This is a genomic window from Idiomarina aminovorans, from assembly GCF_023155095.1.
Classification (GTDB): Bacteria; Pseudomonadota; Gammaproteobacteria; order Enterobacterales; family Alteromonadaceae; genus Idiomarina; species Idiomarina aminovorans.
This window is the reverse complement of record NZ_JAKNDA010000001.1, coordinates 198,048-212,356: the sequence shown is the minus strand read 5'-3', so window position 1 is coordinate 212,356 and position 14,309 is coordinate 198,048. Positions and strand designations below refer to the sequence as shown.

The window sequence follows — 14,309 nt, the reverse complement described above, 5'->3', positions numbered from 1 at the left end:
TTACCCCTTACTTGGGGTGCCTATGTTCGAATTTCAATACCCAACACAGGGATATTTTTCGATTTTGTTACGCTTTTGTATCAACACCCGAGCTAGAGTTGCGTGCAACCATCACCATAGCCGGACGTAACAAACGTCCGTTAAGCTCATAGCCCTTCTGCATAACAGCAATGATGGTGTTGTTCGAATGCTCTTCAGATTCCTGCATCGACATGGCTTGGTGTTGATCTGGATTAAACGCTTCGCCCTCTTCACCTATGGCTTTAACGCCAAACTTTTCCAGCGTTGAGGTTAAACTTTTGTAGGTAAGCTCAATACCTTCAACAAAGTTTTTATTCGTTTCGTCTTCCTTGTCAGCCAGCTGTAAAGCGCGCTCTAAGTTATCAACCGAGGTCAATATCTCATTCGCGAATTTCTCTAAAGCAAACTTATGCGCCTTTTCAACATCCTGACTGGCACGACGACGCACGTTTTCCATTTCAGCCTGAGTGCGCAATACCGAGTCGCGCTGATCATTCGCCTTCGCTTCTGCTTTACTCAAAGCCAGCTCCAGCTCTGCAATACGATCGGTTTGTTCTGACGACTGGCCCGCTGTTTCAGTTTCATCAGCAGCAACATCTTGCTGTAATGCCTCTTCGGCAGCTTGCGCGGCCTCTTGTTCCGCTTTTTGCTGCTCTACTGTCGGCTCATTCGCCGCCTCAGATGTTTGTTTCGAATCGTGTTTATTAGTCATAAGTGACTCTCTTTAACCAGTTTAAAATTAAGGTTGCAAAGTTAATGGGGGCAAGTTTTTTTCTTTCAAGGGGATTTCTCTTGCTTGATAAATTTTCTTCCTCGTCGTAGCGTAAGCACACGAACGCATAAGGATCCCGTGAATGAGTGCTTTTAAAAAAATTGGACTACTTGGTAAAGCCAATGATCGTGGCACCCAGTTAACCTTAGAAACCATTACTACCGCTTTAACCCATCGTGGTTTTGCGTTGTGTCTGGAAACGCGCACAGCAGAGCAACTGACGTTACCTGAGGGAATCGAAACACTCAGTTTGCAGGAATTAGGCGACTGGGCTGAAATTGCCATTGTTGTCGGCGGCGACGGTAATATGTTGGGAGCTGCAAGAGCCTTTTGTGAAAACGATATTGGAGTTATTGGCGTAAACCGCGGCAATTTGGGTTTTTTAACTGATCTGGCCCCTGATGAAGTATTAACTCCCCTACTGGCAGTATTAAACGGTGATTACCACATAGAAGAACGCTTTCTGCTCTGTGCCGAAGTTATTAACAAAGGCAGCCCGTCCGGAACCGGCAGAGCAATTAATGAAATTATACTTCACTCTGATAAAGTCGCGCATATGATTGAATTTGAGCTGTATGTCGATGACCACTTTGTTTTTAGTCAACGTTCGGATGGGCTGATTTGTGCTACCCCAACAGGTTCCACTGCTTATTCACTCTCAGGCGGAGGCCCTATTTTGCACCCCGGGCTCGACGCCATGACTTTGGTCAGTATGTTTCCCCACACGTTGAGTAGCCGGCCTATTGTGGTCGACGGGAACAGTGAAGTCAGGCTTAAAGCGGCTGTTGACAACGACTTGCTTCAGATTAGCTGCGATGGCCACGTGCGCATGACAGTCCATCCGGGAGATGATGTCATCATCAAAAAATACCCGAAAACTTTACGCATGATTCACCCGATAGACCACAACTACTATCACGTATTGCGTAACAAACTCGGCTGGGGCAGTAGACTTTTTTAATAAGCGAACTTGCATTTTAACACATCTACTGTATAAATACTGTATAACCTGTATATATTAACAGTATTGGAGCGAGTCTATGTTATCGCAATTAACTATTCGCAACTTTGCCGTTGTTAAATCTTTAGACATTGAATTTCACAACGGTATGACAGCTATCACTGGTGAAACCGGTGCCGGTAAATCTATCGCGCTGGATGCCCTTAGCCTTTGTCTGGGTAGCCGGGCCGATGCTAACTGGGTTCGTCCCGGACAAGAAAAAGCAGAAATAACCGCCGTTTTTACTCTAAAAACCGATAGCCCGGCGTTTCACTGGTTAAGGGCAAACGAGTTCGACACAGACGATGACTGCCTATTGCGCCGAGTAGTTCAACGTGACGGTCGCTCCAAGGCCTGGATAAATGGCACCCCAGTACCATTGAGTCAGCAGAAATCTCTGGCACCGCTGTTGGTTAATATTCATGGCCAACACGAACATCAGTTGTTATTAAAAGAAGAACATCAACTGAATCTACTGGACAGTTACGCACGCCACCAACATTTATTGACTGACGTTCAGGAAAACTATCGAAACTGGGCTTCGATAGAAAAACAGTATCAAAGCTACCAACAACAAAAAGAAGAACTGGAAGCTCAGCGTCAGTTACTTGAATACCAGGTTAATGAACTGAACGAATTCTCATTGGCCGACGGTGAGTTTGAAGAGCTGGAAAATAAGCACAAGCGTTTAAGTAACAGCAAAGTTTTACTGGAAGCCGGGGTATTTGCCTTAAATGCGCTCTACGAAGGAGAGCACAATAATGCCTCCAGTCTGGTCCAGTCTGCCGGCCAACGTCTGGCCGAAGCTGCGGAAATGGATAACGCACTCTCTCCCATCCATCAGTTGCTGCAGCAGGCAAAAGTACATATTGAAGAAGCTGCTCTGGAATTACGGCAATATCAGGATGATTTAGAACTTGACCCTGGTGAATTACAACAGGTTGAAGAGCGGTTAAGTGCAGCGATTCATCTGGCTAAAAAACACCAGATATCAGGCTCAGAACTTAGCCAACAACACCAAAAATTAATCAATGAGCTGAATAATTTAGAGCAAGCCGGAGAAGACGCTTCTAAGCTAAACGAAGAAAGACAACAGGCCAGAAAAACTTATCGTAAAAGTGCACAGAAGCTATCAGCCAGCCGGGAGCAGGCAGCGGCGGAGTTAAGCCAAAAAATAAGTCACTCAATGCACCAACTGAGTATGCCTCATGGCCGCTTTGTTATTCAGGTTGAACATGATGCCACTGCGCGGGCAAATCGCTATGGCACCGATCAGGTCGACTTTCTGGTAACCACTAACCCCGGACAGCCCATTCAAGCCCTAAATAAAGTCGCTTCCGGTGGTGAACTTTCAAGAATCAGCCTTGCCATACAGGTGATGACAGCAACGCAAAAAACGGTTCCTACCATGATGTTCGATGAAATCGATGTTGGCGTTAGTGGCCCTACAGCAGCAATTGTAGGTTCCATGCTACAAGCTTTAGGAAAAACATCTCAAGTTATCTGTGTAACACATTTACCGCAAGTTGCGGCCAAAGCTCATCAGCAATTACAAGTGAGTAAAAGGACCGATGGCGCTGAAACAGAAACGGCGGTTGTTGCTTTATCTAAGCAGCAGAGAGTCACTGAACTCGCACGTTTACTGGGAGGCGATAAAGTCACTGACATGGCAAAAGCGAATGCCAGAGAGTTACTCGCGAGTTAAATTCGTTCTATGCTGGCGTTCGATGAACTCATTGTTTATCATCAACGCTGATACAATCAATTGAGATTAATTTTAATAGGTATTTCATGTCAAGATTTGGAATTTTTCTAGTTGCCGTTATTGCTTTGAATGGCTGTTCTTTGCTCGACAAAATAGTCTATCGCATTGATATCCCACAGGGAAACTACCTTGAGCAAGACGATATTGATAAGTTACGCGTTGATATGACCCAAGAGCAAGTTATTTATGTGTTAGGAACTCCGGTTGCTGACAATAGCTTTGATTCTGAACGCTGGGTTTATCTCTATACTATGGATCCAAATACTGGCGAAGACTATCGAAAGGAACTCGTTTTAACCTTTAACGAAAACAAACTTCAGGACATGAAAGGTGATTTTGATAAGCCTGAAGAGTTTACTCAACCCTTGGGTCAGTAACTCGCCTAAAGTAGACAGCAAGGAGAATTATGGCGAACTCTTCACACACTGATGAGGTCGTCCGTATTGTCCGCAGTCCTAAAGACAAACGAGACTATCAACAACTCACTTTAAAAAACCAACTTAACGTGTTGTTGGTTAACTCCCCCGACAGCCCGAAAGCCGCAGCTTCTGTTGCGGTCAATGCCGGCCATTTTGATGATCCTGTACATACACAAGGCTTAGCTCACTTTCTTGAGCACATGTTGTTTTTAGGGAGTAAGAGTTTTCCTGAGCCCGCCGCTTTTGGCCATTTTCTCAACCTAAATGGTGGTCAGCATAACGCATGGACAGGCACTGAATTTTCAAACTTTCACTTCGATTGTAATGCTAATGCTCTGCCTCGTGCTTTAGAGTTTTTTTCCGCCATATTAAAAGAGCCGTTATTATCTGATAACTGGATAGACAAAGAACGGCAATCTATAGAGTCTGAGTTTAGACTCAAGCAAAATGATGAACTCCGTCGTTTATATCAAGTACACAAGGTAACAGCCAACCCCGGGCACCCTTTTACCCAATTTTCAGTTGGTAACCTCAAAACACTTAACGACGATGAGCACGGTAGCCTGAGAACTAAGCTAAAAAATTTCTTCGATGAGCATTACGTTGCTCAAAGAATGCGGTTAGTTCTGGCTGGGCCGCAATCCATCGAGGAGCTAAGTGGATTGGCACGCCAGCATTTTGCACAAATTAAACAGGAATGTCGTAGCAAAACTTCAATAAAAAGTCCGCTGTACCTTACCCCACAAAAAGGTGTATGGATAAAGGTTAAACCTATCAAAGTTGCCTATCGGCTTATTGTTACGCTGCCTCTACCCAGTATTGACGCCGATTATCCCCATAAAACGACCAGTTTTATTGCGCATTTACTAGGTTATGAAGGCCCGGGAAGTTTATTCAATGCGCTACGGTCAAAAGGGTGGGTGAATTCGCTTTCGGCAGGCGGGGGCATCAGCGGCAGTAACTTTAAAGATTTTAATATAAACCTGCAGCTTACCGAATCGGGGCGCCATAAAGTTGAACAGGTTGTTCAGTGGATTTTTGCTTATATTCGAAAAGTTGAAGCTGAAGGTATTGACGACTGGCGCTATAAAGAAAGGCGCATTACCACTGAAATGAGTTTCCTTTATCAGGAACCGACACCCGTTGGCGAGCTTGCGAATCAATTATCGGTTAATGCATTTCACTATAAGATGGAAGATGCGTTATATGGTGATTATCGTATGGATAGTCTTAATCATTCTTATGCGAAGCAGCTGCTGCAACAAATGACAGCAGAGAATGCCCGTATAACACTCGTGGCTCCTGATGTAGCAGCCACCCAAACGGCGCCTATATACCATACAAACTATGACCTCGAAGTCATCAATTCCAGACAACATCAAAAATTCAAATCCCTCCCAAAAGGCTTTAATTGCGAATTACCGAAACCTAACCGTTTCTTAAACTCTCGCTTCGACCCTTTACCTCTGGAAGCTGGCGGGTCAATACCTCAATTAATTGAAGACAGCTCTCAGTTACAATTATGGCATTTACAGGATCGCGATTTCAGAGTCCCTAAAGGGCATATTTACCTTTCCTTAAAATTACCAGCAGTTACCAATTCAGCCTTCAACTTTGCCATCGCCAGGTTATGGTCAGAATTAATGATAGATGCATTGAACGATGATCTTTACGACGCCGAAGTCGCGGGCTTACACTTTAATATTTATCCAACTCAAAGCGGAGTAACTATACATACGACCGGTTTGTCAGCTGGTCAAATCCCTTTAATGCAGCACCTTATTCAACGTGCTTTAAAAACGCGCTTTGCGAGACGCCGGTGGCAAGATCTTAAGCAAAGCCTGTTAAGTAACTGGCGCTCTGCTCATCAGAATCAACCTCTAAATAAGTTGTTTGCAGAATTGAATCAACAATTGCAATCCGGCTTATTTCGACTCGGCGACTTAGCCTGCGAATTAGCGCCCGTTTCATTTCGTCAATTTACGGTAGAAGTCGCTAAACTTTTTAGTCCTATCCATGTAACTGCGTTTGCTCACGGTGATTGGCAAAAGAAGGATGCTTTTCAACTCAGTCATCTTATTAAAGCTAACTTACCGAGTGCACAACCGGCCTCAACAAAGAGCCCCCCGATAAAACGCGTTGAAGACTTTGTCTATCAGCAGCTCGATGTTCCATCTGAGCATTCAGATAGAGCCTTGCTCCTTTACTTCCAGGGAGTAGATGACACATCGACTGAACAAATTAACTTTATGCTGTTGCAGCAACTGATCCATCAATCGGTTTTTCAAAGCCTGAGAACTGAAAAGCAACTTGGATATGTTGCCGGTAGCCAATACTTCACGGTACAGCGCTTACCAGGCATTTTATTCTTTTTACAGTCACATGAGTTTAACCCAGACGAAATTTTTCAAGCGATGCAGGCAATGATTGAACAGCAACTCGAACGGCTGAGTAATTTAACACTTAAAGAATGGCATCATGCTAAATCTACACTCAAACAACAGATTAAGACTGTCGATAGAAATCTGAGAGTGCGAAGCCAAAGGCTTTGGGGCGCGATTCAGCTCACTGATACCGAGTTTAACCGGCAGCAACTGCTACTATCTGCTCTTGAGCATTGTCAGTTAGCACAATGGCTGGAAAGAATAAAGCATCGCTTAACCGATAAAGCGCAGGCTCTGAGACTTCAAACCTGAGGACTAAAAGCGTAGAATAGTCTTTGACAGCCAAGCGCTCTCCCGTTACCTTAACGATAAATCAACAATAGAAGCTGCTAAAGTAGCCAGCCATTAGGTTTCCTGTGATTTTTACGTTGTCTATCAGAACATTATGCTCTGTGCTTTTCCTATGCCTTTTGTTATCAATCTATAGTCCCAATGTTGATGCACAAGAGCCATTCAAAGCGTCCCAAACTAAACAATGGTCTTTTGCTGACGGCCTGCCCAGCAACCATATTCACGATATTACTGAAGGCCCTAATGGTTTTTTATGGATTGCTACAGCAAGCGGTCTCAGCCGTTTTGACGGAACTCAGTTTTATAATTATCCAATAACGTCTGAAGCTGATAGCCAGCTGCTTTCAAACAGTATCCATCAACTTTTTTTTAGTCAGTCAGAAAAACTATGGTTTAGTACGGGAAAAAGTCTTGCAAAACTGTCTCTTTCATCTGGTGACATGTCTACTTTTAACCTTCCTGAGGCTGGTTCTGAAAATAAAGCCGGCATAAAACACATTTCAGAAGACTCAAGTGGCCGCTTACTGGTCACTACTGATCGTTTTGTTTTCCGGAGTGATCCGCTAGCCAGTAAATTTGAGCGACTGGAATTAACCTATAATGATGTTCCGATTACGAAGGTCAATTATATTTTTCGCGGTAAAAACTGGTATTGGTTAAGTACGGAAGAAGATGGCGTGTTCGTTTGGGATGGTTTTTCCCGGGAAGTATTCGCTCTCAATAAGCAAAACCCCATTACCGATAACATACCGGGCAGTCAACTTTATGCAGCATTGAACTACCAGCAACAACTTTGGTTAACAACTGATCAGGGCGTTATTATACTTGATAGAGACTTCCGCTTAGTGCCGACTCCGGACGCTGTTAGTGAACTGGATAATATTGCTGATATACAAATCACAGAAGACAACGATATTCTGTTCAGTACTGCAAGTGGCCTTTATCAACTGAGCGGTAATCAACTCAATAAATTGCATAATTTCCCTGTTAACCGAACGCAACAAATAGCCCGGGGCGACATTTTTTCCATAACGAAGAATCAAGGTATTTTGCAAATAGAAACCCCTTTTGCTCCGGCAGCACTAAAGCTCCTCAAAGAAAACAACTCAAATACAATAGCGATCAACACTCCCAAACTCATGCAGCAAGTGTCTGCCGCAATTGAAGGCAGTAATGGTAACTGGTGGCTGGCAACTGAGCTTGGCTTATTATTTTATGACACTCAGCAAGAGGAAATATCAGAACTGAACCATTACCCTGAGGTTAACGTTCAGGTTAATAAAATGCGTTTATTTGCGAATCGGTTATACATTGTCAGTGACTCTGGAGAGTTTTATCAGTACGACATTATTGATAAAAGCTGGAATAAACTGAACATACCCACGTTATCCACAAAGTTGGTAGATTTTAATTTAACAAGACATGGCCATTCGCTGTGGCTACACAACAATGAATACGCACTGGAAATTAATGAGTTTGGAGAGGTTTCTGAGAAAAAGCCTATCAGAAAAGACCCTTCATTTTTTACAAATCCAGTACACATTGACACAAAAAAGATAAGTGATACCACCTACTTATTTAATTTTACGGCACCTTTTGCAATCGCACCTAACCAACTTGTCTATCGTTACAAGACGGACAATACACAAGATGACTGGCAACTTCTGGATGCGGGCTATAACTCAGTTCAACTTCCATCAATGCCTACAGGTCAACGCAAATTAGAAGTTCAAGTGTCTTACGACAATGAACGGTGGTCCCCATCAACCTTTAAGTCGTTCAACATAACAACGCCATTTTGGCAAAGTCCCATTGCCTGGGCCGGCTATATTTTTATTATTTTTGCTCTAACAGCCAGTTACTGGCGTTACCAACAGCGACGCCGAACAGCATCTCAACAAAAGCTCCAACAACTACAAAGGCAAACTCAGGGGCTTCAGTCGAGTCAATATCAATGTTGGGAGTGGGATTTAAGCTCCGGCGAACTGGTTCGACAGAATATTTGGAAAAACGGCCCGGCTTTTCCTATTGATGGTAAACGTGTTGGCTTTTCCGGTGGAAAGTCCAATGTCCATCCAGAAGACTTGCAACGCTTACAGAAAAGTCTTGCTGAACACTTACAGGGCCAGTCAGATTTATTCGAATGCAGCTATCGTTTGGATAACCGCGGTAGCTGGCTTTGGATTTTAGACCGTGGAAAATTGCAGGCTAACGGCGAAAATCACGTAATGTTTGGGACGTTAAGCGATATTAGCAGCCTGGTAAGCTCTGAGGAGCGTATCAATATGCTGGCAGCGTCCATTACCAACATATCGGATGGCATCTGTATTTTTGACCGATTTTTCCGTAAACGTGAAGTCAATAACGCATTTGAGAGTATCAGCGGATTCCAACGCGAGCAAGTACTGGGTCAGTTATTAACGCTTTCCTGTTACCCGGACAGTTTTGTTAATCAAATAAAACGGGCGGTGATAAAAGACGGAACCTGGCGCGGTGAAATTAGCGACGTCAAAGCAGATGGCGATGAGTTCCTTATGGAACTGACACTTGATGCTGTTCGCGATGATAATGGTGAAGTATCGTTAATAGTTGCCAGCTTCTCTGATATTACTGAAAGACGCCATACCGAAAATGAAATGCGCAGGCTTTCTAATACTGACACGTTAACAGGCTTACCGAATCGCTCCTACTTTCAGGTCAGTCATTCAAACCTGGTCCGGAAAAAAGTGTCTCATACTTTATTGCTTTTTGACCTGGATGACTTTAAGAAAATTAACGATTCCTTGGGACATGAAATTGGAGATGAGCTTCTTTGCCAAGTAGCTGAACGACTAATGGACATTGGGCGCAGACAAGATACGCTTTACCGTCTGGGCGGTGATGAATTTGGGTTGCTTATTGAAGACAGCGTCGATATTAACCTTATTGGCGATTTAGGAAATCAAGTAAACCTTAAAGTGTCAGACCCTTATTTGATCCAACAGCATGAAATTGTCATTGGCAGTTCCATTGGCATCGTGCTGTATCCTCACGACGGTCAGACGTCACAGGAGCTTTTACAGAAAGCCGATATGGCGATGTATCACGCTAAGCAACGAGGCGGAAATTGCTATCAGTTTTTCAGCCAGTCCATGAACGAAAATGCGGTAAAACGACTGAAACTGGAAAACCAACTACGGTCAGCATTAAAAACCAACAATATTAGAGTTCATTACCAGCCTAAAATTGAAATGAGCTCTGGTCATATCGCCGGACTGGAAGCTCTGGTCCGCATAGAAAACAGTGACGGCTCAATGATCAGTCCGGCTGATTTTATCCCCTTAGCAGAAGAAACCGGACTGATCATTCCTTTAGGTGAAGAGGTTTTACGTCAGTCCTGCCGGGATATGAGACAGTTTATGACAGCCCCCGGCGCACCCAAAAGCGTTGCTATTAACTTATCAGCCCGGCAGTTTATGCAGTCCAGTCTCGCGTTACAAATAGAACAAATTTTACGTGAAGAAGGCTTGCATGCTCGTCATGTCGAGTTTGAAATAACAGAAGGTATGGTTATGAGTGACCCGGAGCGCGCTATCACGATGATGGAAAATCTGTCCGATATGGGTGTCAAACTGGCGCTGGATGATTTTGGTACGGGTTACTCTTCACTGTCGTATCTTAAGCGTTTCCCAATGAACAGTCTGAAAGTTGATAAAGCTTTTGTCGATGATATTACGATAAATGATAAAGATCGTAATATGGTGGCTTCTATCATTGCCATGGCCCATAACCTGGGGTTAAAAGTGGTTGCAGAAGGGGTTGAAACTAAAGCGCAGCTACAGACATTAAAAAGCCTCAAATGCGAATACATTCAAGGCTTTTACTACGCCAAACCTATGCCGGCTAACGCATTAATTGAGTTTATAGAGCAGCACAATGAAGTCGCTGCTCAGGTATAACCATTCATTGGTTAAATAAATTACTGATAAAAGCGCCAGCCGTTCTCTACCATCTGTTTAAGTAACGGCGCTGGTGTGTATCGTTCGCCTCTTTCTGAAGAGAGCTTTTCCAGTTTATTCACAATAGTTTCCAGTCCCTGACTGTCCATATAACGGAAAGGTCCGCCGAGGAAAGGTGGGAAGCCGATACCAAAGATGGCGCCAATATCACCATCACGCGGACTGCGAATAATCTCTTCGTGCAGACAATATGCAGCCTCGTTCAGCATCGGCAACAAGCAAATATCAATGATATCTTCGGCCGACTTACTTTGTTTCGGATCAATATCCAGCAACGAATAAACTGAAGTATCCACCGGCTTACCTTTGACACCTTTGCCGTACTTGTAGAAACCTTTTTGATTTTTCTTACCTTTACGGTCATCGTCAATCAGTTTCTCAAAAGCTTCGGGTGCCTCAAAACGGTCACCGAGTTCTTTCACTAATACCGGCGCCACCTTTGCAGCAACGTCGATACCAACCTCATCAAGCAACGTAACTGGACCCACAGGAAAGCCGAATTTCACCATGGTTTTATCTAAGTGTTCGATTGGCTCACCCGCTAACAGTAAACGTGCGGCTTCATTCATATAAGGCGCTAAAATGCGGTTAACATAAAAGCCAGCACCATCTTTTACGACTATCGGCGTTTTACCCTGCTTTTTCGCCAAAGAAACCGTAGTTGCGATAGTCTTATCGGAGGTTCCCGCATGCGTAATAATTTCTGCCAACGGCATTTTATCCACCGGTGAGAAATAATGAAGCCCGATAACCTGCTCCGGACGCTTTGCTGTCGCTGCTATTTGAGTAATTGGCAGCGAACTGGTATTGGTTGCAAAAATAGTCGATTCTTTCGCGTGCTCTTCAACATCTGCGACCATTTTCTGCTTCAGGTTAAGATCTTCAAATACCGCTTCAATAACCACGTCGGTACGCTCAAAGCCACTGTAGTCAAGCGAACCGCTTAACATCAACATGGTTTTTTCAAGCTCTGCACGACGCATATGACGACGCTTTACTTTTTTATTTAAGCGCTCATAACTGTAATGCAGTGCATTACTCACACCATCTTCGCTAATATCTTTAATACGAGCCGGGATACCCGCTTTAGCCGCCGTGACGAAGGCAATACCGCCGCCCATCAAACCACCACCAAGGACACCAACACGTTTCACCGAGTCAGGCTTCACACCCTCAGCGCCAGTTTCTTTCTTCATTTCAGTGGTCGCAAAGAAAATTTGACGCAGTTCATAAGATTCCGGCGTCATTGCCAACTCACCAAAACTGCGAGCTTCTTTATCCAGACCAGCTTCACGTCCGCGTTCTGCGCCTTCCTTAACCGTCTGAATGATTTTATCAATAGCCGGGTAGTTGCCCTGTGCTTTTTTCTGAGCCTGTTCACTGGCTTTCTTAAAAATGATGTCACGACCAAAACGCGTTGCTTCCAGTATCTTACTAAAGCCCTTCAGCGGCGGTTTAGTTGATTTTGGCTTACGCTTTAACGCGTGTTCAACGGCCACCTCTAAAAGAATGCTCTGTGGTACCACTTCTGCGACTAAACCCGCTTTTTTAGCCTGTTTCGCGCGCAACTCTTTGCCGGTCAGAATCATAGTCAGTCCCTGCTGCACACCAACCAGTTCCGGCAACCGCTGAGTCCCACCGCTGCCCGGTAACAGGCCTAGTTTCACTTCAGGCAGGCCCATGGTTGTTTTACTGTTGTCTGTACACACCCGTACATGACATGCCATGGCTAACTCCAGACCACCACCTAAGCAAGCGCCATTTATAGCGGCAACAACAGGAACATTCAGCTGCTCTATACGATCAAACATAGCCTGACCTTTTCGTGCCAGACTCTCGGCGTCTACCGCGTTCTCACAGCCATCTATCATGTTGATATCAGCGCCAGCGATGAAGGAACCGGGCTTGCCGCTGATAAACACAACGCCTTTAACCGAGTCGTCACTCTCTAATCGGTTCATCAAGCTGCCGACTTCGTCTGCAAATGAGTCTTTTAAGGTATTCATCGACTCACCGGGGACGTCAATCGTAATCACTGCGACGCCATCGTCCCTTACTTCCATAGTGAATGCTTTATCCTGACTCATTATTCTGTCTCCACAATCATTGCTGCACCTAAACCACCTGCGGCACAAGCGGTTGTCAAACCAACACCTCCACCACGACGGTGCAGTTCATTCAAAGTTTGCGTGATCATTCTGGTACCGGTAGCGGCAAATGGGTGACCATAAGCAATGGAGCCGCCCAGTACATTAAATTTGTCCATGTCGATTTCGCCAATCGCTTTATCACGGCCCAGTTTTCCTTTAGCAAACTTGTCGCTGGCAAACATCTTTATATTCGCCAATGTCTGCGCGGCAAAGGCCTCGTGCATGTCGATAAGGTCTAAGTCATTGAGGGTCATGCCGGCACGCTCAAGCGCAACCGGAGTTGAATAAGACGGTCCCATGAGCATGTCTTCTTCCACCTGCAGAGCCGCAAAAGCATAGCTGCGTAAATACCCCAGCACCGGCAGGCCAAGCTCTTTAGCGCGGCTTTCTGTCATCATAAGCACTGCCGAAGCACCATCGGTTAGCGGAGTACTGTTTGCCGCCGTGACTGAGCCATGCTTACGATCGAATACCGGTTTTAACTTAGCCAGTTTATCCGCCTGACTCTCACCGCGAATATTATTATCACGACCTAAGTGCTTCTTATAAGGCTCGGGATAAGCCGTCATAACTTCATCATTTAACCAGCCAGCTTCCCAGGCTGCATGAGCTTTCTGATGAGAGCGGACGGTCAGCTCGTCCTGATCTGAACGGCTAATGTTATGGGTTTTTGCCATTTGTTCAGCGGTTTCGCCCATACTTAACCCGGTACTGTATTCGGCAATTGCCGGCGGAACCGGTAGCAAATCTTTAAAGCTCAGTCGCTTTAAAATAGAAAGTCGCTGCCCCAGGGTTTTGGCTTTATTTAAGTCAACCAGAGCCCTGGCCAGATGTTTGCTGACACCAATAGGCAATACAGATGAAGAGTCCGCTCCACCGGCTATACCGCCGCGGATATGGCCGGCTATCATGGCTTCGGCAATATTTGCAGCCGACTGAAAACTGGTCGCACACGCGCGGGAAATACTGTAAGCGTCGGTATTGACCGGCAAACTGGTGCCAAGCACAATTTCACGGGCAATATTCGGAGCCTCGGGCATCTGAACCACTTGTCCAAAAACCAGTTGTTCAACCCAGTCACCTTCAATTCCGGTTTTATTCACTAATTCCTGAACAACCATTTTTCCTAAATCGACCGCGGGTATGCCGTGAAAGTCCGTTGCCTGTTTCGCAAACGGTGTTCTTAAACCTGCCACAAAGGCTATTCTTTCACCATTAACGGTTAGCAAGCGTTGTGCTGCTGTCATAATAATTCCTCAATTCAAAAATCAATACTGGTCTGACCACAAATTAACTTACAAATTCTAGCCCGTAATAGAGCAGATTAAAACCACCGTTTTCGGTAAAGTATGCTGTATAGATTGAAAATTCGGAACAAAGACAGCATTGTTGCTGTCATTGCTATGCGGTACTGACAGCATAGTCAGTTTTCGCCGATAACGACAGCCT

8 protein-coding genes are annotated in these 14,309 nt (G+C 44.8%); 5 read left to right on the top strand and 3 right to left on the bottom strand.

Going from position 1 to position 14,309, the window contains the following annotated elements; all coding sequences use genetic code 11:
• Positions 1-67: 67 nt before the first annotated feature.
• Positions 68-733 (bottom strand): nucleotide exchange factor GrpE, encoded by a 666-nt coding sequence (gene grpE / locus L8G48_RS01025; RefSeq protein ID WP_248262758.1) that lies wholly within the window; start codon positions 731-733, stop codon positions 68-70.
• Positions 734-875: 142 nt separating this feature from the next.
• On the opposite strand from grpE, the gene nadK reads away from it, so the two are divergent.
• From nadK to L8G48_RS01000, 5 genes are all read left to right on the top strand, one after another.
• Positions 876-1,754: an NAD(+) kinase gene (gene nadK, locus L8G48_RS01020; protein WP_248262757.1), complete on the top strand. Its 879-nt coding sequence runs from the start codon at positions 876-878 to the stop codon at positions 1,752-1,754.
• Positions 1,755-1,833: 79 nt separating this feature from the next.
• Complete coding sequence (recN, locus tag L8G48_RS01015; protein ID WP_248262756.1) at positions 1,834-3,498, top strand: DNA repair protein RecN; 1,665 nt, start codon at positions 1,834-1,836, stop codon at positions 3,496-3,498.
• An 86-nt stretch (positions 3,499-3,584) separates the two neighbouring features.
• The gene (locus tag L8G48_RS01010; RefSeq protein WP_248262755.1) at positions 3,585-3,935 is read left to right on the top strand and encodes an outer membrane protein assembly factor BamE; all 351 of its coding nucleotides are present in this window, start codon (positions 3,585-3,587) and stop codon (positions 3,933-3,935) included.
• Between the two features lie 29 nt (positions 3,936-3,964).
• Entirely contained in the window at positions 3,965-6,673 is a 2,709-nt protein-coding gene (locus L8G48_RS01005) for an insulinase family protein (protein ID WP_248262754.1), read from the top strand.
• 158 nt (positions 6,674-6,831) lie between these two features.
• Entirely contained in the window at positions 6,832-10,650 is a 3,819-nt protein-coding gene (locus L8G48_RS01000; RefSeq protein WP_248262753.1) for an EAL domain-containing protein, read from the top strand.
• Between the two features lie 20 nt (positions 10,651-10,670).
• Here L8G48_RS01000 and fadJ read toward each other — a convergent pair whose 3' ends face one another.
• Positions 10,671-12,797, bottom strand: a complete 2,127-nt coding sequence (gene fadJ, locus L8G48_RS00995; protein ID WP_248262752.1) for a fatty acid oxidation complex subunit alpha FadJ — start codon at positions 12,795-12,797, stop codon at positions 10,671-10,673.
• Positions 12,797-14,107, bottom strand: a complete 1,311-nt coding sequence (gene fadI / locus L8G48_RS00990) for an acetyl-CoA C-acyltransferase FadI (RefSeq protein WP_248262751.1) — start codon at positions 14,105-14,107, stop codon at positions 12,797-12,799. The genes fadJ and fadI overlap by 1 nt, the downstream gene beginning before the upstream one ends.
• Positions 14,108-14,309: the final 202 nt, after the last annotated feature.